Annotated in this window: 17 protein-coding genes and 1 tRNA gene; 13 read left to right on the forward strand and 5 right to left on the reverse strand. The window is 70.2% G+C overall.

Annotated features, from left to right (window positions below; genetic code table 11):
• Window positions 1-20 precede the first annotated feature (20 nt).
• Window positions 21-2,768: a pyruvate dehydrogenase (acetyl-transferring), homodimeric type gene (aceE, locus tag ACFW6B_RS27690; protein WP_386599938.1), complete on the reverse strand. Its 2,748-nt coding sequence runs from the start codon at window positions 2,766-2,768 to the stop codon at window positions 21-23.
• Between the two features lie 464 nt (window positions 2,769-3,232).
• On the opposite strand from aceE, the gene ACFW6B_RS27695 reads away from it, so the two are divergent.
• The 6 genes from ACFW6B_RS27695 to ACFW6B_RS27720 all read left to right on the forward strand — a co-directional run bounded on the left by ACFW6B_RS27695 (window position 3,233) and on the right by ACFW6B_RS27720 (window position 7,790).
• Window positions 3,233-3,661, forward strand: a complete 429-nt coding sequence (locus tag ACFW6B_RS27695) for a DUF3052 domain-containing protein (RefSeq protein WP_386599940.1) — start codon at window positions 3,233-3,235, stop codon at window positions 3,659-3,661.
• Between the two features lie 184 nt (window positions 3,662-3,845).
• Window positions 3,846-4,304: a peroxiredoxin gene (locus ACFW6B_RS27700; RefSeq protein ID WP_386599942.1), complete on the forward strand. Its 459-nt coding sequence runs from the start codon at window positions 3,846-3,848 to the stop codon at window positions 4,302-4,304.
• Window positions 4,305-4,418: 114 nt separating this feature from the next.
• Complete coding sequence (locus ACFW6B_RS27705; RefSeq protein WP_386599944.1) at window positions 4,419-4,994, forward strand: TerD family protein; 576 nt, start codon at window positions 4,419-4,421, stop codon at window positions 4,992-4,994.
• A gap of 101 nt (window positions 4,995-5,095) precedes the next feature.
• A complete protein-coding gene (locus ACFW6B_RS27710; protein ID WP_386599946.1) occupies window positions 5,096-5,671 on the forward strand; it encodes a TerD family protein in 576 nt (191 codons plus the stop codon).
• A gap of 136 nt (window positions 5,672-5,807) precedes the next feature.
• Entirely contained in the window at window positions 5,808-6,956 is a 1,149-nt protein-coding gene (locus ACFW6B_RS27715; RefSeq protein WP_386599948.1) for a DUF475 domain-containing protein, read from the forward strand.
• A gap of 96 nt (window positions 6,957-7,052) precedes the next feature.
• The gene (locus tag ACFW6B_RS27720) at window positions 7,053-7,790 is read left to right on the forward strand and encodes a Tellurium resistance (RefSeq protein ID WP_386599950.1); all 738 of its coding nucleotides are present in this window, start codon (window positions 7,053-7,055) and stop codon (window positions 7,788-7,790) included.
• A 64-nt stretch (window positions 7,791-7,854) separates the two neighbouring features.
• Here ACFW6B_RS27720 and ACFW6B_RS27725 read toward each other — a convergent pair whose 3' ends face one another.
• The gene (locus tag ACFW6B_RS27725) at window positions 7,855-8,760 is read right to left on the reverse strand and encodes a TerD family protein (protein ID WP_386599952.1); all 906 of its coding nucleotides are present in this window, start codon (window positions 8,758-8,760) and stop codon (window positions 7,855-7,857) included.
• A 180-nt stretch (window positions 8,761-8,940) separates the two neighbouring features.
• Between ACFW6B_RS27725 and ACFW6B_RS27730 the strand changes: the two genes are divergently transcribed.
• From ACFW6B_RS27730 to ACFW6B_RS27740, 3 genes are read left to right on the forward strand one after another with little or no spacing between them, the layout of a single operon-like run.
• Window positions 8,941-10,110 carry an HpcH/HpaI aldolase/citrate lyase family protein gene (locus ACFW6B_RS27730; protein WP_386599954.1) on the forward strand — a complete coding sequence of 390 codons (1,170 nt, stop codon included), beginning with the start codon at window positions 8,941-8,943 and terminating at the stop codon, window positions 10,108-10,110.
• Between the two features lie 44 nt (window positions 10,111-10,154).
• Window positions 10,155-12,698 carry a phosphoribosyltransferase gene (locus tag ACFW6B_RS27735; protein ID WP_386599956.1) on the forward strand — a complete coding sequence of 848 codons (2,544 nt, stop codon included), beginning with the start codon at window positions 10,155-10,157 and terminating at the stop codon, window positions 12,696-12,698.
• Window positions 12,698-13,525, forward strand: coding sequence for an HAD family hydrolase (locus ACFW6B_RS27740; RefSeq protein ID WP_386599958.1), 828 nt, complete (start codon window positions 12,698-12,700; stop codon window positions 13,523-13,525). The genes ACFW6B_RS27735 and ACFW6B_RS27740 overlap by 1 nt, the downstream gene beginning before the upstream one ends.
• 223 nt (window positions 13,526-13,748) lie before the next feature.
• Here the strand turns inward: ACFW6B_RS27740 and ACFW6B_RS27745 are convergent, their stop codons facing one another.
• The gene (locus ACFW6B_RS27745) at window positions 13,749-13,976 is read right to left on the reverse strand and encodes a zinc ribbon domain-containing protein (protein WP_386599960.1); all 228 of its coding nucleotides are present in this window, start codon (window positions 13,974-13,976) and stop codon (window positions 13,749-13,751) included.
• A 320-nt stretch (window positions 13,977-14,296) separates the two neighbouring features.
• On the opposite strand from ACFW6B_RS27745, the gene ACFW6B_RS27750 reads away from it, so the two are divergent.
• From ACFW6B_RS27750 to ACFW6B_RS27760, 3 genes are all read left to right on the forward strand, one after another.
• Entirely contained in the window at window positions 14,297-16,378 is a 2,082-nt protein-coding gene (locus tag ACFW6B_RS27750) for a transglycosylase domain-containing protein (RefSeq protein ID WP_386599961.1), read from the forward strand.
• A gap of 94 nt (window positions 16,379-16,472) precedes the next feature.
• Window positions 16,473-17,768, forward strand: a complete 1,296-nt coding sequence (locus ACFW6B_RS27755; protein ID WP_386599963.1) for a hypothetical protein — start codon at window positions 16,473-16,475, stop codon at window positions 17,766-17,768.
• Window positions 17,769-17,973: 205 nt separating this feature from the next.
• Complete coding sequence (locus ACFW6B_RS27760; protein WP_386599965.1) at window positions 17,974-19,074, forward strand: amidase domain-containing protein; 1,101 nt, start codon at window positions 17,974-17,976, stop codon at window positions 19,072-19,074.
• Window positions 19,075-19,196: 122 nt separating this feature from the next.
• Here the strand turns inward: ACFW6B_RS27760 and ACFW6B_RS27765 are convergent, their stop codons facing one another.
• Both ACFW6B_RS27765 and ACFW6B_RS27770 read right to left on the reverse strand, forming a co-directional pair.
• On the reverse strand, window positions 19,197-20,579 hold the full coding sequence (locus ACFW6B_RS27765) for a hypothetical protein (RefSeq protein WP_386599967.1): 1,383 nt from the start codon (window positions 20,577-20,579) through the stop codon (window positions 19,197-19,199).
• A gap of 75 nt (window positions 20,580-20,654) precedes the next feature.
• Window positions 20,655-21,467 (reverse strand): DUF4097 family beta strand repeat-containing protein, encoded by an 813-nt coding sequence (locus ACFW6B_RS27770; protein WP_386599969.1) that lies wholly within the window; start codon window positions 21,465-21,467, stop codon window positions 20,655-20,657.
• A gap of 353 nt (window positions 21,468-21,820) precedes the next feature.
• Between ACFW6B_RS27770 and ACFW6B_RS27775 the strand changes: the two genes are divergently transcribed.
• Window positions 21,821-21,895 (forward strand) — tRNA-Val (locus ACFW6B_RS27775).
• The last annotated feature ends 278 nt before the right edge of the window (window positions 21,896-22,173 follow it).

Genomic DNA, 22,173 nt, shown 5'->3' on the forward strand with positions numbered 1-22,173 from the left:
CTCACCGGCCCCGCGGGGTCCTACGCGTCGCCGCCCGCCGCGCCCGGGTCGGCCGCCCGTACGTCGAGCAGCTGGTAGCGGTCGACCGCCTGCTTCAGCACCGACCGGTCCACCTTGCCCTCACGGGCCAGCTCGGTCAGCACGGCGACCACGATCGACTGCGCGTCGATGTGGAAGAAGCGCCGGGCCGCGCCACGCGTGTCCGCGAAGCCGAAGCCGTCCGCGCCGAGGGACTGGTAGGTGCCCGGCACCCACCGGGAGATCTGGTCGGGAACCGATCGCATCCAGTCGGAGACGGCCACGAACGGACCCTGGGCGGAGGACAGCTTCCGCGTCACGTACGGGACGCGCTGCTCCTCCTCGGGGTGCAGCAGGTTGTGCCGCTCCACCTCGACGGCCTCGCGCCGCAGCTCGTTCCAGGAGGTCGCCGACCAGACGTCGGCCCTGACGTTCCACTCCTCGGCGAGGATCCGCTGCGCCTCCAGGGCCCAGGTGACGCCGATGCCGGAGGCCATGATCTGCGCGGGGATGGTCCCGGAGGTGCCTTCGCTGAAGCGGTAGAGGCCCTTCAGGATGCCTTCGGCGTCCACGTTCTCCGGTTCGGCCGGGTGCCGGAGCGGCTCGTTGTAGACGGTGAGGTAGTAGAAGACGTCCTCGCCGTGCGGGTGCTCCTCGGAGGAGCCGTACATGCGGCGCAGACCGTCCTGGACGATGTGCGCGATCTCGAAGCCGAACGCGGGGTCGTACGCGACGCAGCCCGGGTTCGTCGAGGCGAGGAGCTGCGAGTGGCCGTCCGCGTGCTGGAGCCCCTCGCCGGTCAGTGTCGTGCGTCCGGCGGTCGCGCCCAGGACGAAACCGCGCGCCAGCTGATCGGCCATCTGCCAGAACTGGTCGCCCGTGCGCTGGAAACCGAACATCGAGTAGAAGACGTAGACCGGGATGAGCGGCTCGCCGTGGGTGGCGTACGCCGAACCCGCCGCGATCAGCGAGGCCGTGCAGCCCGCCTCGGAGATGCCGTCGTGCAGCATCTGGCCGGTCGGCGACTCCTTGTAGGCGAGCAGCAGTTCACGGTCCACCGACTCGTACTGCTGGCCGAGCGGGTTGTAGATCTTCGCGCTCGGGAAGAAGGAGTCCATGCCGAACGTGCGGTACTCGTCGGGCGCGATCAGCACGAACCGCTTGCCGATCTCCTTGTCCCGCATGAGGTCCTTGAGCAGCCGCACGAACGCCATGGTCGTGGCGATGGACTGCTGACCGGTCCCCTTCTTCACACTCGCGTACGTCTTGTCCTCGGGCAGGACCAGCGGCTTCGACCGCACCACACGCGTCGGCACGTACCCGCCGAGGCCCTTGCGGCGGTCGTGCATGTACTGGATCTCCTCCGAGTCCCGGCCCGGGTGGTAGTACGGCGGCGCGCCGTCCTCCAGCTCCTTGTCGGAGATCGGCAGGTGCAGCCGGTCGCGGAACCCCTTCAGGTCGGCGACCGTCAGCTTCTTCATCTGGTGCGTGGCGTTGCGGCCCTCGAAGTTCGGGCCGAGCGTCCAGCCCTTGACCGTCTGCGCCAGGATCACCGTCGGCTGGCCCGCGTGCGCCTTGGCCGCCGAGAACGCCGCGAAGATCTTCTTGTGGTCGTGGCCGCCGCGCCCCAGGTGCAGGATCTGGTCGTCGGTCATGTTCTCGACCATCGCGCGCAGCCGGTGGTCGTCACCGAAGAAGTGGTCGCGGATGTACGCGCCCGTCTCCGTGGCGTACGTCTGGAACTGGCCGTCCGGCGTGGTGTTCAGCCGGTTGACGAGCACGCCGTCGCGGTCCTGGGCGAGCAGCGGGTCCCAGGTGCGGTCCCAGACCAGCTTGACGACGTTCCAGCCGGCGCCCCGGAACTGCGACTCCAGCTCCTGGATGATCTTGCCGTTGCCGCGCACCGGGCCGTCGAGGCGCTGGAGGTTGCAGTTCACGACGAAGGTCAGGTTGTCCAGGCCCTCGCGCGCGGCGATCGACAGCTGGCCCAGCGACTCCGGTTCGTCCATCTCGCCGTCGCCGAGGAACGCCCATACGTGGGACCTGGAGGTGTCCGCGATGCCGCGCGCCTCCATGTAGCGGTTCATCCGCGCCTGGAAGATCGCGCCGAGCGGGCCGAGGCCCATCGACACGGTCGGGAACTCCCAGAAGTCGGGCATCAGTCGCGGGTGGGGGTACGAGGACAGTCCGTGGGGAGCCTTCGACTTCTCCTGGCGGAACGCGTCGAGCTGCTGCTCGGAGAGCCGGTCGAGGAGGAAGGCGCGGGCGTAGATGCCCGGCGAGGCGTGCCCCTGGAAGAAGATCTGGTCGCCGCCGTCGCCCTCGTCCTTGCCGCGGAAGAAGTGGTTGAAGCCGACGTCGTAGAGCGAGGCGGAGGAGGCGAAGGTCGCGATGTGGCCGCCCACGCCGATGCCGGGGCGCTGCGCCCTGGAGACCATGACGGCGGCGTTCCAGCGGGTCGCGTTGAGGATCCTGCGCTCGATCTCCTCGTTGCCCGGGAAGAACGGCTCGTCCTTGGTCGCGATCGTGTTGACGTAGTCCGTGCTGCGCATCTCGGGCACGGCCACGCGCTTCTCACGGGCTCGCTCGATCAGCCGCAGCATCAGATAGCGGGCCCGCTCGCGGCCGCGCTCGTCGACGGCGGCGTCGAGGGAGTCGAGCCACTCCCGGGTCTCCTCGGGATCGAAGTCCGGGACCTGGCTGGGAAGGCCGCCAATGATGATCGGGTTGCGATCGGATCCGGAAGCCACGCTGTTCCTTCGCTGTCGGAGGGCTGTCTTCGTGGGTTTTCCCTGCATCTGCACCGATCCCCATCGTGTACCCCGCGAACGCCCACGTCATCTCTACCAGGGGGTAACCGGGACGCCCGTACGGACCGTTGGGGCGGTCTCGACCAAAACGTAACGATACGCTCAGGGGGTGACGCGTTCCGCAAAGCCGTTCGGCTTTCGCACGCCCCGAGGGTTCCGAAGGGAATAAATGGGGCAGAAGTGTGTGGTGCCCGTCACGCGGTGTCATGGCGGCCCGTCGGGAGTTGCGTCGGCACTGCCAGGATCGTCACCGTTTCGGCGGTCTCGGCGGCCGGGTACTTGCGCGATCCGCTCCGCCCGTGTGGACTACGGCCAACGCTTCGCGTACGCGCGTGGCTGATATCCCCCGGCTCCGGACGAGCAGAGGGAGACCCCCATTCCGAAACATGATCAGGAGGCAAGCCGTGAGCGCGACCGCGGACCACGCGGAGGAGCGGACCAACCCGGCCGCCAGGCTGGGGTTCGAGCCCGGACAGGTGGTCCAGGAGATCGGCTTCGACGACGACGTTGACCACGAGCTCCGTGAAGGCATCGAATCGCTGATCGGCCAGGATCTGGTCGACGAGGACTACGACGACGTCGCCGACGTGGTGCTGTTGTGGTTCCGGGACGAGGACGGCGATCTCACGGACGCACTGGTGGACGCCATCGGTTTCCTTGAGGACGGCGGCAACATCTGGCTGCTGACCCCGAAGACCGGCAGGGACGGTTACGTCGAGCCCAGCGACATCAGCGATGCCGCACAGACAGCCGGCCTCTCCCAGACGAAGAGCATCTCCGTCGGCAAGGAATGGTCGGGCACCCGCCTGGCCACTCCCAAGTCGAAGCGCTGAGCTGCAGCCCCGTCTGCAAGCAGAGCATCCGTGAGGCCCCCGCCGAGCCACCTCGGCGGGGGCCTCACGCATGCCCGGAGACGGCATCCGGGGGACCTGGCGGGGACCGCGCCGTCGCAGGGAGCCGATCACTGCGTACGCTGGTCGTCACCCGAACGGACCCTTGGAAGGGAAGCGAGTGACTATGGCCGTCGAGGTCGGCACCAAGGCCCCGGACTTCGAGCTGAAGGACAACCACGGCGCCACCGTGAGGCTGTCCGACTTCCGTGGCGAGAAGAACGTCGTGCTGCTCTTCTACCCCTTCGCCTTCACCGGTGTGTGCACCGGTGAGCTGTGCTCCCTGCGCGACAACCTGCCGCAGTTCACGGACCGCGACACCCAGCTCCTCGCGGTCTCCAACGACTCCATCCACACCCTGCGCGTCTTCGCCGAGCAGGAGGGCCTGGAGTACCCGCTGCTCTCCGACTTCTGGCCGCACGGCGAGGTCTCGCGCGCGTACGGCGTCTTCGCGGAGGACAAGGGCTGCGCCGTGCGCGGCACGTTCATCATCGACAAGGAGGGCGTCGTCCGCTGGACCGTCGTCAACGCCCTGCCGGACGCGCGTGACCTGAACGAGTACGTCAAGGCGCTCGACACCCTGTGATTCTTCGGTTCCAAGGCCTGCAACGCACGGGAACCCGTCACTAGGATCGAACCGTTGATCCGATACCAACGCACCTACGGGGCTCCCCGCCCCTGAACACCATTGGGAGGACTCGTGGGAGTCAGCCTCAGCAAGGGCGGCAACGTATCGCTGTCGAAGGAGGCCCCGGGACTGACCGCGGTCATCGTCGGTCTGGGCTGGGACGCCCGGACCACGACCGGCGTGGACTTCGACCTCGATGCCAGTGCCATCCTCACGAACACGGACGGCAAGGTCAGCACCGACCAGAACTTCGTGTTCTTCAACAACCTGAAGAGCCCGGACGGTTCGGTCGAGCACACCGGCGACAACATCACCGGTGAGGGCGAGGGCGACGACGAGCAGATCAAGGTCAACCTCGCCGCCGTCCCCGCCGACGTCGCGAAGATCGTGTTCCCGGTCTCCATCTACGACGCCGAGAGCCGCCAGCAGTCCTTCGGCCAGGTCCGCAACGCGTACATCCGCGTGGTGAACCAGGCCGGCGAGGCGGAGATCGCGCGCTACGACCTCTCCGAGGACGCCTCGACGGAGACCGCGATGGTCTTCGGCGAGCTCTACCGCAACGGCGCCGAGTGGAAGTTCCGGGCCATCGGCCAGGGCTACGCCTCGGGCCTGCGCGGCATCGCGCAGGACTTCGGCGTCAACGTCTGAGTCCGCGGGCCCTCGGGCATCCCGGTCCGGTGCCGCACCGCCCCGGTGCGGCACCGGACCGGCCGTACAAAAGAAAACCGCACCTCGGGAGGACCAGCATCATGGGCGTCACGCTCGCCAAGGGGGGCAATGTCTCCCTCTCGAAGGCCGCACCGAACCTCACACACGTGATGATCGGGCTCGGCTGGGACGCGCGCTCCACCACCGGAGCCGACTTCGACCTCGACGCCAGCGCCCTGCTGTGCAGCGGCGGCCGGGTGCTCGGGGACGAGTGGTTCATCTTCTACAACCAGCTCAAGAGCCCGGACGGCTCCGTGGAGCACACCGGCGACAACCTCACGGGTGAGGGCGACGGCGACGACGAGTCGATCCTGATCGACCTCGCCAAGGTCCCCGCCGTGGTCGACAAGATCGTCTTCCCGGTCTCCATCCACGACGCGGACAACCGCGGCCAGACGTTCGGCCAGGTCGGCAACGCGTACATCCGTGTCGTCAACCAGGCGGACGGCCAGGAGCTCGCCCGTTACGACCTTTCCGAGGACGCCTCCACCGAGACGGCGATGATCTTCGGCGAGGTCTACCGCTACAACAACGAGTGGAAGTTCCGCGCCGTCGGTCAGGGGTACGCGTCAGGGCTGCGGGGCATCGCACTCGACTTCGGGGTCAATGTTTCCTAGACCCACCTGTATCAGCCGAAGGCGGCCCCTTAGACTTCGTGGTCAACAGTAGGTAAAGCCGAGTACGGCACGGGGGTCACACACCCCCTGATCCACCGCTGGGGGGTGCCCCCACCACACGATGATTGGGTAGCCAGTGCTTCTGAAAACCTTCGGCTGGTCGTTCGCGGTCACCGCGCTCGGCCTGGTCGCAGCGGCCTTCTACGGGGGGTGGACCGCCTTCGGCATCGTGGCGATCCTGGCCGTCCTGGAGATCTCGCTGTCCTTCGACAACGCGGTGGTCAACGCCGGAATCCTGAAGAAGATGAATGCCTTCTGGCAGAAGATCTTCCTCACGATCGGTGTGCTGATCGCCGTCTTCGGCATGCGTCTGGTCTTCCCCGTCGTGATCGTCGCCGTCAGCGCCAAGATCGGCCCGATCGACGCGGTCGATCTCGCGCTGAACGACAAGGACCAGTACCAGCAGCTCGTCACCGACGCCCACCCGTCGATCGCCGCCTTCGGCGGCATGTTCCTGCTCATGATCTTCCTCGACTTCATCTTCGAGGACAGGGACATCCAGTGGCTGCGCTGGATCGAGCGGCCGCTCGCCAAGCTCGGCAAGGTCGACATGCTGTCGGTCTGCATCGCCCTGATCGTCCTGCTCATCACCTCCATGACCTTCGCGGTCAACGCCCACCAGCACGGCGGCGGACACGTCGACAAGGCGCAGACCGTACTGATCTCCGGCGTCGCGGGCCTGATCACGTACATGATCGTCGGCGGACTCTCCGGCTACTTCGAGGACAAGCTCGAAGAGGAGGAGGAGCGCGAGCACGAGGAAGAGGAGGAGGCCGAGCGGACCGGCAAGAAGAAGCCGGCCATCGTCCTCGCCGGCCAGGCCGCGTTCTTCATGTTCCTCTACCTGGAGGTCCTGGACGCCTCCTTCTCCTTCGACGGCGTCATCGGCGCCTTCGCCATCACCAACGACATCGTGCTCATGGCGCTCGGCCTGGGCATCGGCGCCATGTACGTCCGGTCGCTCACCGTCTACCTGGTCCGCCAGGGCACCCTCGACGACTACGTCTACCTGGAGCACGGCGCGCACTACGCGATCGGCGCCCTCGCCGCGATCCTCCTCGTGACCATCCAGTACGAGATCAACGAGGTCATCACCGGACTCGTGGGCGTCGTCCTGATCGCCTGGTCCTTCTGGTCCTCCGTGCGGCGCAACAAGGCGCTCGCCGAGGCCGAGGGAAAAGCACTGACCTCGGACGAGAAGGCTGAGGTCTCGTCCGGGGTGTGACACCCCTTTGGCTGAGGAACGCTCTGAGCGGGGCGGCCGTCGAGGACGAGTCCTCGGCGGCCGCCCCGCCGCACACCGACGGACGTGGGGGGCCGAATGGGCATCTGGCAGGACCTGTGGCGCGGCCGCTCGGCGGACTTCGACTCCGGCAGCGCGGCCTCCAACGCCATCGAAATGACCAAGCGCAACCAGACCGTCTCCCTCACCAAGCAGGGAGCGGCCGGCGGCAACCTCCGCATCAACCTGTCCTGGCGGATGCGCACCTCCGACATCGGCGGTCCCCAGCGCGGCAGCCTGCTGCGCAACCCCTTACGGACCTTCAAGCCGGAAATGGTCCAGGCGCACACCCAGAGCATGGTCAACGTCGACCTCGACCTCGGCGTCATGTACGAGCTGACGGACGGCACCAAGGGCGTCGTCCAGCCCCTCGGCGGCTTCTTCGGCGAGCTCAACGCCCCGCCGTTCGTGAAGCTCAGCGGCGACGACCGCTTCGGCTCCGGCTCGGGCGAGACGGCCTACGTCAACCTCGACCACCGCGACGACATCAAACGCCTGCTGGTCTTCGTCTACATCTACGACCAGACCCCGGCCTTCGACCGTACGCACGCCGTCATCACGCTCTACCCGAGCAACGGCCCGCGCATCGAGATCGGCCTGGAGGAACGCCATCCGCAGGCCCGCTCCTGCGCCGTCGTCATGATCGAGTGCAACAAGGGCGAGGTGACCGTGCGCCGCGAGGTCCGGTTCGTGTACGGCTTCCAGGCCGAACTGGACCGCCTCTACGGCTGGGGCCTCCAGTGGGGCCGCGGCTACAAGTCCAAGGCCGGCCGTTAGGGCGCGTCAGGCCGCCCGGCGGGAGCACCGCCGGGACGGCCCACGGCGTCCGGGACCGCCGGACTCAGCGGGAGAGGAACTGCGGACCCTGCGGCGGCAGCCGGAAGTCAGGGTCGGGACCCGTTCCCACCGCCTGGGGGAAGCCGTACGCGGGCTGCGTGGCCGGGGCGCTCTGCGGCTGCGGATAGCCGTAGGCGGAAGGATCCTCCTGCCGTCCGGCGGGCTGCGGGTAGCCGTACGCGGGGCCGGTCGAGGCCGCCGCGGGCCCCGGATAGCCGTAGGCGGGCTGCTGGGGGACGGGAGCCTGCTGCGTGACCGGGGCGGAGTGCTCGGGCGGCAGCGGCATCGAGGTCTCGGGAGCCGTCGCGGGCGAGGCCCAGGTGCCCGGCTCCGGAGCGGACCCGGCCGCGACCGCAGCGGCGGGCGCCGACTCGTCCACCGAGATCCCGAAGTCGGTGGCGAGCCCCACCAGACCGTTGGAGTAGCCCTCCCCGAGCGCCCGGAACTTCCACCCGTCACCGCGCCGGTACAGCTCGCCGCAGATCAGCGCGGTCTCCGCGCCCGTCTCCGGCTTGATGTCGAAGTACGCCAGAGGTTCACCGTCCGCGAAGGCCGCGTCGTACAGCAGAATGCGCAGATCACGTACGCGGTCGAAGGTGACGTCGTCGGCCGATGCGACCAGAAGAACCTGTCCGACGCCGGGCTCGACACCCGTCAGATCAGTCTGGATCGTGTCGGTGAGGCCCTCCGGGCCACGCTTCTTGCCGAGCCGCCACACCTTGCCCGACGGATGGCGGGGCTGGTTGTAGAAGACGAAGTCCTCGTCGGATCGCACACGACCGTCGGGCCCGAGGAGCAGCGCGGAGGCGTCGACATCGGGGACACCCTGACCCGGCGTCCAGCGCAGGACGGCGCGCACCGCCGTGGCGTCCAGCGGGACGTTCGACCCTTTCAGCATCGCGTGCGTCATACGGTCATCCTGCCCTGTCGGTCCTGGTCACGACAATGCGGGGTCGTTCCGGAACAGGTCGGAGCTGGACACGGCGGAGTTACCTGAACTTCACAACCGGTGGGAATCTCTGTCATGGAACCGTACGTACTATTACCGGCCACGTCACATCCGGCCACCTAGCCGCCACGGGGGAGTCCCATGCGTCATTTCGGTCATGTAACCCCGGAGGAGCGGCAGCGCCTCTTCCACCAGGAGCCCGGCGTCTTCACGCCCGACTCCCCGGCCAGAGTGCTCGCCGCAGCCCTCGGCGCGACGCTGTACAGTCCGGCGACCCGGCCCGCGCTGGCCGACGACATCGTCAAGCAGGCGGCCCGCGGGGTCGTCTCGATGGTGCTGTGCCTGGAGGACTCGATCGACGACTCCGAGGTCGTGGGCGCCGAGGAGAACCTGGTCCGCCAGCTCACCGACCTCGCGGACCGCCCGGGATCCGGCGAGCCGCCCCTGCTGTTCGTACGGGTCCGCTTCCCCGGACAGATCCCCGACCTCGTACGGCGCCTCGGCCCCGCCGTCCGGATGCTGTCCGGCTTCGTGATGCCGAAGTTCACCGAGGAGCGCGGCACGCCCTTCCTGGAGGCCCTCGCCGCCGCCGAGGCGGAGAGCGGCAGACGGCTCTTCGCCATGCCCGTCCTGGAGTCACCCGAGCTGCTCTACCGCGAATCGCGCGTGGAGACCCTGGAGGGCATCTCCCGCGCCGTCGACAAGTACCGCGACCGGGTGCTCGCGCTGCGCCTCGGCGTGACGGACTTCTGCTCCTCGTACGGGCTGCGCCGCGCCCCCGACATGACCGCGTACGACGTCCAGGTGGTCGCCTCCGTGATCGCCGACGTGGTGAACATGCTCGGGCGGGCCGACGGCAGCGGCTTCACCGTCACCGGGCCCGTCTGGGAGTACTTCCGCGTCCCGGAACGCATGTTCAAGCCGCAGCTGCGCCGCAGCCCCTTCCTGGAGGGGGAGGCGGAGGAACTGCGCGAGAGGCTGCTCGAACACGCCATGGACGGACTGCTGCGCGAGATCGCCCTCGACCAGGCCAACGGCCTGATGGGCAAGACGTGCATCCACCCCTCGCACGTGCCGCCCGTCCACGCGCTGTCCGTGGTCAGCCACGAGGAGTTCAGCGACGCCCAGGACATCCTCAGGCCGGAACGCGGCGGTGGGGGTGTACTGAGGTCGGCGTACACGAACAAAATGAACGAGGTGAAGCCGCATCGCGCCTGGGCCGAGCGCACCCTGCTGCGCGCCGAGGTCTTCGGGGTCGCCCGCGAGGACATCGGCTTCGTCGAGCTGCTCACCGCCGGACTCCCGGAGTGAGCCGGCCCGTCCGAGCGACGCGCCACCCCGACAGCAAGGAACAGATGAACACCCCAGCGCACGACCCGAACCACCCCGACGGCGACAGCGGCCCGGACGGCGTGCACGCCCCGGGCCCCGCGGACGTCACTGACCCCGCGGACGTCACGGACGACACGGTGTGGACCGGGACCTGGGTCGCCGAGCGGCTCGGCGTCGAGCTCGTCGGCGACGAGGGGCTGGACGGCCTGCTGGGGCTCGCGCTGCGGCGCAACCCCAAACGAGCCCACCTGCTCGTCTCGAACGTCCTAGGCAAGCACGTGCCCCAGTCGCCCGCCGTGGTCCACGGGTACGGCGTCGAGCTCGGCCGACGGGTGCGTGAACTGCTGGGCACCGAGGACGCCCGTACCGCCGTCGTCCTCGGGTACGCCGAGACGGCCACCGGCCTCGGCCACTCGGTCGCGGACGGGATCGGCGTCGCCCCCTACCTCCACTCCACCCGCCGCCCGGTCACCGGGGTCCGGCAGGCGGGCGGCTTCGAGGAGTCCCACTCGCACGCCACCTCGCACCTCCTCCTGCCCGAGGACCCCGGCCTGCTCGCCGGCTCCGGCCCGCTGGTCCTCGTCGACGACGAGTTCTCCACCGGCAACACCGTCCTCAACACCATCCGCGACCTGCACCGCCGCTACCCGCGCGAGCGGTACGTCGTCGTGGCCCTGGTCGACATGCGCTCACCGGCCGACCACGCCCGCTTCGAGAAGTTCGCCGGGGACATCGGCGCCCGCGTCGACCTGGTCGCGGCCGCGTCCGGCACCGTGCGCCTGCCCGAGAACGTCCTGGAGAAGGGGACCGCCCTGGTCGCCCGGCACGAACCGGTGGCGGCGCCCGGCACCCCGGCCGTCCCGAACGCGGGAGAGGCCGTCCGCGTCGACCTCGGCTGGCCGCACGGCCTCCCCGACGGCGGACGGCACGGATTCACCCCCGGACACCGAATACGCCTGGAGGCCGCCCTGCCCGCCATGGCGGCCCGGCTCGCCGACGCCCTGCCGGACGGCGCGGGCCGCGTCCTGGTCCTCGGCTTCGAGGAACTGATGTACGCGCCGCTGCGACTGGCCCACGAACTGGAGCGGTCCCTCCCCGCCGAGGTGCGCTTCTCCACCACCACCCGCTCCCCGGTGCTCGCCCTCGACGACCCCGGCTACGCCATCCGCAGCCGCGTCGCCTTCCCGGCCCACGACGACCCGGACGACGGCCCCGGCGAGCGCTACGCCTACAACGTCGCGGGCGCCGGCTTCGACGCCGTCGTGGCGGTCGTCGACTCCACCGCCGACACCCCCGGACTGCACGCACCCGACGGTCTGTTGGCACAGTTGGCGGCGCACACCCCGCACGTCCTGCTCGCCGTCGTGCCCTCGTACGTGCCCGTACGGCCGTCCACCGAAAGGCCCTCCATGCTGCCCGAGCCCCTCCGTGGCCCCGCCTTCTCCTCGTACGCCCCCGACGAGGTCGGCTGGCTGCTGCAGGACCTGTCGGACGTCACGCTGGAGGCGCCGACCGAGGAACGCGAGGAGGCCATCCAGAGCGGCGGAGCCCACTACGCCGAGTCGCTGCCGGTCGAGTACCAGCCGAGCGCCGAGTACCAGGAGCTCTTCCACTCCGCCCTCACCGCCTCCGCCGCCCGGATAGCCGAGGCCGTCGGCGCCGTGACCGAACTCGTGCTCGCCGACCGGTCCCCGCGCCCCGTCCTGGTGTCCCTGGCCCGCGCCGGCACCCCCGTCGGCATCCTGATGCGCCGCTGGGCCCGGCACCAGCACGGCCTCGACCTGCCGCACTACGCCGTCTCCATCGTCCGCGGCCGCGGCATCGACGCCAACGCGCTGCGCTGGCTCGCCGCCCACCACGACCCGGCCGACGTCGTCTTCGTCGACGGCTGGACCGGCAAGGGCGCCATCACCCGCGAACTCGCCGACGCGATAAAGGAGTTCGAGGCCGCCGAAGGCATCACCGGCTTCGACCCGGAGATAGCGGTGCTCGCCGATCCCGGCTCGTGCGTGCGCACGTACGGCACCCGCGAGGACTACCTCATCCCCTCCGCCTGCCTCAACTCGACCGTCTCCGGCCTGATCTCGCGCACCGTCCTGCGCTCCGACCTGGTCGGCGAACACGACTTCCACGGCGCGAAGTTCTACCGCGAACTCGCCGGCTCCGACGTCTCCGTCGAGTTCCTGGACGCCGTCGCCGCGCACTTCACCGACGTCGCCGAAGCGGCCCGCGACCGGGCGAAGGAACTCCTCGCCGCCGACCGCGAACCCACCTGGGAGGGCTGGGCGGCGGTCGAGCGCATCAGCGAGGAGTACGGCATCCACGACGTGAACCTCGTCAAGCCGGGCGTCGGCGAGACCACCCGGGTGCTGCTGCGCCGGGTCCCCTGGAAGATCCTCGCGCGCGCCGGAGCGGGCGCCGACCTCGACCACGTCAGACTGCTCGCCGGGCAGCGCGGGGTGCCCGTCGAGGAGGTCGAGGACCTCCCGTACACCTGTGTCGGGTTGATCCACCCGAAGTACACGCGTGGCGCGACCGGTGCCGACGGCAAGGCGGTGACGCTCTGATGCCCACGCCCAAGGTGCTCGTCGCCAGCGACCTCGACCGCACGCTCATCTACTCCTCCGCCGCGCTCGCGCTCACCATGCCGGACGCCCACGCTCCCCGGCTGCTCTGCGTCGAGGTGCACGAGAACAAACCCCTCTCCTACATGACGGAGACGGCCGCCGCGCTGCTCACCGAACTCGGCGGCGTCGCGCACTTCGTGCCCACCACGACCCGCACCCGCAAGCAGTACCAGCGCATCAACCTGCCCGGTCCGGCGCCCGAGTACGCGATCTGCGCCAACGGCGGCCACCTGCTCGTCGACGGCGTCTCCGACCTCGACTGGCACAGGAGCGTGCAGGAGCGGCTCGCCTCCGAGTGCGCGCCGCTCGACGAGGTGCAGGAGCACCTGGAGAAGGCCGCCGACCCGCACTGGCTGCGCAAGCACCGGGTCGCCGAGGACCTGTTCGTCTATCTGGTGGTCGAGCGGGAACTGCTGCCCGAGCGGTGGGTCAAGGACCTGGCCGGCTGGGCGGAGAGCCGCGGCTGGACGGTCTCGCTGCAGGGCCGCAAGATCTACGCCGTGCCCGGGCCGCTCACCAAGAGCGCGGCCGTGCGCGAGGTCGCCCGCCGCACCGGCGCCCCGCTCACCCTCGCCGCCGGGGACTCGCTGCTCGACGCCGACCTGCTGCTGGCCGCGGACCGCGGCTGGCGTCCGGGCCACGGTGAACTCGCCGAGGCCGACTGGACGGCGGCGGCGATCACGGCGCTGCCGGAGCGGGGAGTCGCGGCGGGGGAGCGGATCCTGCGCGAGTTCCTGGGCGCGGGCGCCGGACGGCTCCCGGCCTGAGCGGTCCGCGCGGCCCCGTTGCGGTCCCGGTCCCGGTCGTGAAGCGGACCGGGGCCGGGGCGTGACCGGCGTCGGGGCCGGACCGGGACCGGTTCGGGGCGTGGCGGGGGAAGTGTGGAACTTGGTCCCGTTGTGGCCTCGTCGAGGGTGAAGGGGACCGTTACGTCACGACACGCCGGAGCCGGTCCGGGCAACGCTGAAGAGTCGGTGAGAAATCCCGCAGTCAGCCGCAGCAACCGCCACCGCAGCATCCGCCTCCGCCGCCGTTCGAACGCGGCGCGGGCGCCGGCGCGGACGCCGCTCCTCCTCGGGCGACGGCGACCGCCGACAGCAGTTTGACGGTGTCGTCGTGTCCGGCGGGGCAGGCCGCGGGGGCGGCCGAATCGGCCATGGGACGGCTCAGTTCGAAGGTGTCGTCGCAGGTCCGGCAGCGGTACTCGTAGCGGGGCATGCCGACAGGTTAGCCGGAACCGGCCGCCGTCCGGAGGGCTCCGGGGCCTTCGCCGGGTGTGGCGGGACGGGGTCCTGGGACACGGGTGACGGGTGGTCGGAAGGAGCTGCCGAGGGGAGCCCGTTGACCTCTGAGCTTTTTTGTCGCGTCACTGATCGAAGGGATTGCATTGGTCGCTGATAATTTAATAGGGCCGCGACGAGCCGCAAGGTCGGGGAGGGGGGCTCGCAGCCGCGAAAGCGGCCGCTGCAACTACCCGCGCGCGCAGATCCGGAGTGCGGAGGGAGACGCAGTCGTGACCAGGACATCGCATCACAACGATGCCTCGAACCCCCTGTCTGTGGGCCGTCCAGACGCGGGAGTGCGCCGTGACTGACACATCCGGACCGCAGCGCGGTCGCGGCAGCCGCCGCAAACCCTCGAAGCCCTCCGCGCCCGCCCGGCTGGCCGGCCGCCTCGCGCCCTACACCCGGCGCCTCAAACCCGCCTATCCGCGCCCCGGGCGGACCGGCCTGGGGCGCTGGCTGCCCTCCTGGCGGCAGTGGCTCGGTGCCTTCGCGCTGTCCATGGGCCTGAGCGGCTCGCTGCTCGTCATAGCGTACGCGGCGACCGACATACCCCGGAACCTGAACACATATGCCACTCAGCAGGACAATGTCTACTTCTGGTCGGACGGCACCCCGATGGCGCGTACCGGCTGGGTGCGGCGCCAGGACATGCCGCTGAAGGACATACCCGAGGACGTGCGCGAGGCGGTCCTCGCGGCGGAGAACGAGAGCTTCTACAGCGACCCGGGAATCTCCGGCAAGGGCCTGGTCCGCGCCCTGGTGAAGACGGTCGGCCAGGGGGACACCCAGGGCGGCTCCACCATCACCCAGCAGTACGTCAAGAACGTCTATCTGAACCAGGACCGTTCGCTGACCCGCAAGTTCACCGAGGCGATGATCGCCCTCAAGCTCGACAACAAGATGAGCAAGGACAAGATCCTCGAGGGCTACCTCAACACGAGCTGGTTCGGGCGCGGTACCTACGGCCTCCAGCGCGCCTCGCAGGCCTACTACGGCAAGGACGTCAGCAAGCTCAACGCCAGCGAGGGCGCGCTCCTCGCCTCGCTCCTCAAGGGCGCGGGCCTCTACGACCCCACCCTGAGCAAGGCCAACCACGAGCGCGCCGAGGAGCGCTGGTCCTGGATCCTCGACCGCATGGTCGACTACGGCAAGATCTCGGCCGCCCAGCGGGCCAAGTACACGAAGTTCCCCGAGCCGATCAAGCAGACCGGGAGCTACGACACCGGAAAGCAGAGCGACTACCTGGTCGAGCTGGCGACCCAGTACGCCAAGAAGGCCGGGCACATCTCCGACCGGCAGTTCGACCTCGGCGGCTACCAGATCTACACGACCTTCGACCGCAAGCGCGAGACCGCGCTCACCGACGCCGTGACCAAGGCCCGCAAGCAGGCGAAGAAGGACGACCCGGACAACGCGAAGGCCGCCCACTACGGTGCCGCCTCGATCGCCGACGACGGCCGGATCCTCGCCGTCTACGGCGGCCCCGACCACCGTGTGCAGGGCTACAACGAGTCCAACGCGACCACCGTCCCGGCCGGTTCGGCGTTCCTGCCCTTCGTCTACGCGGCCGCCCTGGAGAACGGCGTCCGCAAGACCCGTGAGGGAGAGGCCACCCCGGTCACCCCCGAGACCGTCTACGACGGCAACGACGGCGTCCCGGTCACCACCCCCGAGGGCCCCTACTGGGACCGCGGCGGCAAGAAGGTCGCCGCCCACAACGAGGGCAACCGGAACTACGGCCAGATCTCGCTGCGTTCGGCGCTCGCCCAGAACGTGAACACCCCGTTCATGCAGCTCGGCATGGACGCCGGCCTGGACAAGGTGCGCGAGACCGCCGAGGACTCGGGCCTGCTCCCCTCCAGCATCGGACCGCAGGTTCCGGGCATGTCCCTCGGCGCCGCCACCCCCAGCGCGATCCGCATGGCCAGCGCCTACGCCACCTTCGACGCCGAGGGGAAGCACTACGAGCCCTACTCGGTCAAGCGCATCACCCGCAACGGCTCCCGCGTCCGGCTGGACATGCCCGCGCCCCACCGCGCGATGCGTGCCGAGGTGGCCCGCCAGGTCACCGACGCGCTCTCGGACTCCTTCCGCATCGGCCACCCCGGCGCGGCCCCCCTCTCGGTGAGGGTGGCCGGCAAGCGGGGCGCCTCGCTGGAGGACAAGTCCGCCTGGTACGTGGGCTCGAACGCCTCCGTCTCGACGGCGGTGGTCCTCTACCGCATCGACCTGACCAAGAGCCTCGAACCCCTGCCGCTGGAGGGGATCGCCGGCGCACCCGTCGCCGACGTGCCGTACGGCATCTGGTCCGGTGCCATGAGCCCGCTTCGCTGATCCCGTCGGCCGACCGCCCGGCTCGGCCCCCGCCGACGGCCACCCGGTGGCCGCGCCACGCTCCTTCCGCCCCCCCTCGCAGAATGTGCCCCGTATGAACTCGAAGCACAGCCGGCGCCGACGCCGCGAGTCCGATCCCGTCACCGCCGCGGCCTCCGCACGCCAGGGCTTCGCGGCCATGACGGCCTTCCTCGTCGTCACGTCCACCGCCGCCGTCTACCTGGCCCTGAACGCCGACCACACCGCCCCGGCCGCGTCCGCCCGCGCGCACGGTCCGGCCACCAAGGTGAAGAAGGAACCGGTGTGGGACGGCAAGGTCCGTGTGCTGGGCGACGGCTCCACGTCCTACACGGGCCCGCAGAAGGGCGAGTTGAAGCCCGTTCCGCTCAAGCCCGGTGAGAAGCCTCCGCAGTTCGTCGTCTTCTCCTGGGACGGCGCCCTCCAGGGCGACGACGGGCTCTTCACGCACTACCGCGAGATGTCCGCCCAGTACAACGCCCACATGACCTTCTTCCTGACCGGCATCTACCTGCTGCCCAAGGACAAGAAGGCGCTCTACGAACCGCCGATGCACTCGCCCGGCTCGGCGGCCATCAGCTACGCCACCGACGAGCACATACGCGGCACGCTGGAGGAACTCGGCAAGGCGTGGAAGGCCGGCAACGAGATCGGCACCCACTTCAACGGCCACTTCTGCGGCGACAAGGGCGGCAAGGACTGGAGCGTCGAGGAGTGGAAGAGCGAGATCGACCAGTTCTTCTCCTTCGTGGAGAGGTGGCGGACCAACACCGGCCACACCGACCTCCCGTCGCTCCCCTTCGACCCGGCGAAGGCCGTCAGCGGCGGCCGCGCGCCCTGCCTCGAAGGACAGAAGAACCTGCTCAAGGCCATGAAGGCCACGTCCAAGGAGTACAACTGGCGCTACGACGCCAGTTCCTCGGGCGACTTCCAGATATGGCCCACGAAGAAGGAGGGCATCTGGGACTTCCCGCTCCAGATGCTCCCCTACGAGAACGGGAAGTACCAAGGCCTGTCCATGGACTTCAACTTCCTCTACAACCAGTCCGAGGGCGCGACCGAGGGGAACCCGGCCCAGTACCCGCAGTGGGAGCAGGAGACGGTCAACTCCTACATGGCCGGTTTCAACCGCGTCTACTACGGCAGCCGGGCACCGCTGTTCATCGGCAACCACTTCGAGGACTGGAACGGCGGTATCTACATGAGGGCCGTCGACCAGGCCATCAAGACCATGTGCACGAAGAAGGGCGTGAAATGTGTGTCCTTCCGGGAGCTGGCCGACTGGCTCGACGTGCAGAAGCCCGAGACCCTGGAACGCCTGCGCGGCCTGGACCCCGCCCAGTCCCCGGACTGGTCGACCGTGGTCAAGTAGGGCCCGCCGTCGGGCCGGTGACCCTTCGGTGACGCATTGAGATCAATTTACCTCCGACATATGGGACTTGGTTGCAGGGGGCGCGAACTCCCCCCGGATTCACCACAGTTGAGGGGGACATGTAAAGATTCTCTTCCCTGGAGTCCGACCGGGGATCAAGGAGAATCCAGTGACATCGAAGAACTTAAGCCGCAGCTGTTCCGTCGTGGGAGCGATCACCCTCTCCGCCCTCCTGCTGCCCCTGTCCACCGCCCACGCGGCGGCCCCCACCGCCCCCCGGGTGACCGCGTCGACGGCCGACGCCTTCGGCCGCGTGGCCGACGCCGTGTTCACCGACCGCACGGCCGCCCTGCTGGACACGGCCCCCAAGGCCCGTACGGCCCTGAAGGCGACCACGGCCGGCATCGAGGTCCCCGGCGCCCTCGCGCGCACCGAGACCAGCGCGGTCTCCGCGCTGGGCGCCACCCGGTCCCGCCTCGCCGCCCTCGGTGAGTCCTACAGCGCCGCCGACACCGAGGTCACCGTGAACCGGACCCGGGTGACGGGCCGGCTGGCCACCGCCTGGGTCACCGAGAGCACCACCCTCACGTACCGGAAGATCCGCGGGGACGAGCCCGCCACCACGGGCTTCCGCGCGCACCACGTCCTGACCTTCGCCGCCCGGGCGGACGGCACCTGGAAGCTGACCGGCGAGCGCTCCACGGACAAGGGCCCCCGGCAGGTCAACCAGCCCGTCACGGCGGCGTCCCGCATGACCCCGATGGCCGTCATCGACGCCCCCCGGGCGGCGACCACCTACCCCGCCCCCGCCAACCCCAAGACGCTCACCGGTGGCCCGTACGACTACGCGGCCATGGCGACGTACGCCGAGACGTACTGGAAGAACTACAACCCCGCCTACCGCAGCTTCAACTCCGTCGGCGGCGACTGCACCAACTACCTCAGCCAGTCCCTGAAGGCGGGCGGCTGGACGACGGTCGCGAGTTCCGGCGAGGAATACGGCACCTGGAACTACACCTCGTCCTCCCAGACCGACACCTGGGTCGGCGTCAACGAGTGGTCCTGGTTCACCCAGACCGCCAAGCGCTCCAAGCCCCTGGCGAACGTCTACCAGATGGACGTCGGCGACGTGATGCAGATGGACTTCGACAAGGACGGGTCCAAGGACCACTCCATGATCACGTCGTACCGCAGCAGCAGCGGGGTGCCGTACCTGACGTACCACGACGCCGACACCTACCGCCGCTCGCTGTCGAGCCTCCTCGCGGCGTACCCGAACGCGGCGTACTACGGGTACCGCACCTGATCACAGCCCTACCGGCGCCCGGCCGGTCCTTCGGCGGCCCGTAGGGGGTGAGCCGGGGGCGAGGGCTTCGCGCGAGGGTTCCGGGGGCGCACCGGGCGTCCCCGGAACCCTCGTCGGCGTTCTCAGACGCCGCCGCCGCGCTCCTCGCGGATCTGCGCGACCACACGGGCCACCGTCCGCCGCACCGCCTCCGTCTCGGTGAGGAAGTGCCAGTAGTCGGGGTGCCGGCCCTCCAGCGTGGCCACGGCCCGGTCGAGCCGGCCGACGGACTCGTCGAGCGGACGGGCCTGCCGGGGGTCGGGCCTCGTACGGCCCGCCATGGCCAGCCGCTGCGCGTCCCGGATCGCGAACCGGGTGCGGTCGATCTCCTGCTGGGGATCCTTCTGCACGGCGTTCAGCCGCCGCAGCCGGTCACCGGCCGCGGACACCGCCTCGTCGGTGCCGTTCAGCAGCGCGCGCACCGTCGCCAGCAGCGAGGTCGCGTCCGGCCAGCGCTGCGCCTCGCGCGCGGCCCGCGCCTCCTCCAGCTTCGCCTCGGCCTGCCGCACGCTCTTCGCGGCCTGCTCGGGCACGTGCTGGAGGTCCTGCCAGCACGCCGCCGAGAACCGCCGCCGCAGCTCGCTCAGCACCGGCTCCACCTGCCCCGAGCGGGTCGTCAGCGCCTGCGCCCGGGTCCGCAGCGAGACGAGCCGGTGGTCGATCTCCGCGGCCCGCTCCGGCAGCCGCTCCGCCTCCGAGCGCACCGCCGCGGCCTCGCGCGAGACCCGTTCGGCCCGCTCCAGCGTCTCCGGCACGCCGTGCTGCCCCGCGCCCTGGTTGAGCCTGGTCAGCTCGGGGGCCAGGGCGGCGAGCCGGGCGGCGAGGTCGTCGGCCCTCAGTCCGGACCCCCGTACGGAGTCGAGGGCGTCGGAGGCGGCGAGCAGCGCCTGCCGGGCGCGCTCGACCGCCGGCGCCAGCCGGGCGAGCTGGGTCTCGGCCTTGCCGAGCAGCGGCCCGAGACTCTGCTCGAACCGGTCCAGATCCGCCTTCGCACGGACCAGTTCGTCCGTCGCGGCGACGAGCTCGGCGCGGGCCCGCGCCGCGACGGACGCCTCCAGCTCGTCCCGGTCGAGATCGTGGGCGTCGACGGCGGTGATGTACTTCTGGCTGGCCTCGTCGATCCGCCGCCCCAGCGCCGCGAAGTCCGAGACCACGCGCCGGGCGGCCGGGGAGTCGTCCACGGCCGTGATGGTCTCGATCGAGATCCGCAGATCGCGCTGGGCGGTGTCGAGTTCGTAGAACGCGGCCGCGGCGGCGTCCTTGGCGGCCTGCGCCTCGGCCCGCTGGCTCTCGGACCGCCCGCCGAACCAGCGCCGGGTGCCGCCGCCCGCGAAGGCCGCGGGCAGCGCGAGGGCGGCCAGCAGGGGCAGCGCGACGAGTGTGAGCACATCACGGACAGCGAGGGTGCGCGCAGGCCGCGCGGGTCCCGCGAACGGCGAGTACGGCCGCGAAGGTGTCGCCGTCACATCCCTCTCCCGTGCTGTCATCCGCCTTGCCCGGCTGTCATTCTCCCACCGGTTGAAGACGAACACACGGGGCGGTCAGTTCGCGGTTCGGACCGTGATCTTTCCGTCGTCGGTGTGCGCGGAGACCCGGTGGGGGCTGGAACCGTCGCGGGGCACGTCCACGCTGACCGCGCCGTCACCGCTCCCGGCCGTCACCCGGTAGGCGGCCCGGGGCAGCACGATCGAGACGGAGCCGTCGCCGCTGCGGGAGTCCACCAGGTCCGGCACGGCGCCGAGTTCGAGCCGCACCGAGCCGTCGTCGGTACGGGCCCGCACACTGCGCGCGGTCACGCCGACGGCCCGGACGGAGCCGTCGCCGCTGCGCAGGTCCAGTGCCCCCGAGGAGTCGCTGACCCGTACCGAGCCGTCCGCCGTACGGATGCTCAGCGCCTCCGCGAAGCCCTTGGCGCTCACCCCTCCGTCCCCGTCCTCGACCCTGACGGCCACCCCGCGCGGCACCACGATCCGGTGCCGGGCCGAGCAGTCGGCGACGACACCCGAGCACTTCATCCGCAGCACCAGCCGGTCGCCGTCCTTCATGGCCCAGGTGACCTCGGGGTGCCCGCCGAGGGCGACGTGCCCCTGGAACCACCGGGTGACCCGGACCTCGCCCTTCGCGGAGTCCGACACCACCAGATCGAGCGCGGAGTCGTCCGAGTCGACGGTCAGGGTCCGCCCGTGCAGCCCGAAGGACCGCTGCTCGGGCTCGTCGTCGTCCGCGGCGGACGTCCCGCACGCGGAGACGCCGGCGACGAGCCCGAGCACGAGGGCGGTGAGGGCGACGGTGCGGGTGGCGTTGCCGGTGCGGTTCCGGTTCCTGCCGGTGCCGCGGGTGCGCGTGCGGGTCATGACGGATCTCCCCCTGGTGACGGTCTGCGGATACGCCGGTGCTCCGGTGCTTCGGTGCTTCGGTGCTCCTGTGCTTCGGCCTGGCGGGCCGGGTACGTGCGTGCTGCCCGACGCGTGTCGTCCGGGCATGCGCCGTGCGGGCATGGGCCGTCCGACAGGTGCCGTCCGGCACGTGCCCGGGCACCTGGCCCGGAGCCGGCCGCCGAAGCCTCTTCGACGGTAGGCGCGCACGGAGCCCCGGACGATCCGGGCCACTCCCCGAACGGGAGGGGGGATAGCCCCCCTGCCACCCACTCGCCCGATACGGGTTTGCGGGGCACACCCCCGGGCGATGTAGGCTGTCGACTCGTCCTGGGCGCGTAGCTCAGCGGTAGAGCGCCGCCCTTACAAGGCGGATGTCGGCGGTTCGAAACCGTCCGCGCCCACCAGGATCACCAGCGGAAAGACCCCGGAACTCCCAGGTCAGGGAGCATCCGGGGTCTTTTTCGTGCCCGCGTCGCGCGGTCTGGTCACGTGCTGACCACGTCCTCGGAGCATCCCTGCCGTGGGAGAGCGTCCCCTGGACATCCCCTGAACGAGGGCCAACTCGTCGAGAGGGCAAGGGCCGGCACTCGGGTGCGGGTCCTCCCGGGCGATCGTTTCGGTCACGCCTGGGAGCGCGGGACTCCCGTCGCGCTGTGACCGCCGACGGACCGCCGCTGTTCGC

This window comes from Streptomyces sp. NPDC058751, from assembly GCF_042746485.1.
GTDB lineage: Bacteria > Actinomycetota > Actinomycetes > Streptomycetales > Streptomycetaceae > Streptomyces.

Excerpts from the sequence above, each read along its gene's own strand:
- ACFW6B_RS27710 (WP_386599946.1), top strand. The coding sequence starts at position 5,096 with ATGGGCGTCACGCTCGCCAAGGGGGGCAATGTCTCCCTCTCGAAGGCC.
- ACFW6B_RS27735 (WP_386599956.1), top strand. The coding sequence starts at position 10,155 with ATGAACACCCCAGCGCACGACCCGAACCACCCCGACGGCGACAGCGGC.
- ACFW6B_RS27740 (WP_386599958.1), top strand. The coding sequence starts at position 12,698 with ATGCCCACGCCCAAGGTGCTCGTCGCCAGCGACCTCGACCGCACGCTC.
- ACFW6B_RS27725 (WP_386599952.1), bottom strand. The coding sequence starts at position 8,760 with ATGACGCACGCGATGCTGAAAGGGTCGAACGTCCCGCTGGACGCCACG.
- ACFW6B_RS27700 (WP_386599942.1), top strand. The coding sequence starts at position 3,846 with ATGGCCGTCGAGGTCGGCACCAAGGCCCCGGACTTCGAGCTGAAGGAC.
- ACFW6B_RS27720 (WP_386599950.1), top strand. The coding sequence starts at position 7,053 with ATGGGCATCTGGCAGGACCTGTGGCGCGGCCGCTCGGCGGACTTCGAC.
- ACFW6B_RS27750 (WP_386599961.1), top strand. The coding sequence starts at position 14,297 with ATGCCTCGAACCCCCTGTCTGTGGGCCGTCCAGACGCGGGAGTGCGCC.
- ACFW6B_RS27730 (WP_386599954.1), top strand. The coding sequence starts at position 8,941 with ATGCGTCATTTCGGTCATGTAACCCCGGAGGAGCGGCAGCGCCTCTTC.
- ACFW6B_RS27745 (WP_386599960.1), bottom strand. The coding sequence starts at position 13,976 with ATGCCCCGCTACGAGTACCGCTGCCGGACCTGCGACGACACCTTCGAA.
- ACFW6B_RS27755 (WP_386599963.1), top strand. The coding sequence starts at position 16,473 with ATGAACTCGAAGCACAGCCGGCGCCGACGCCGCGAGTCCGATCCCGTC.
- ACFW6B_RS27770 (WP_386599969.1), bottom strand. The coding sequence starts at position 21,467 with ATGACCCGCACGCGCACCCGCGGCACCGGCAGGAACCGGAACCGCACC.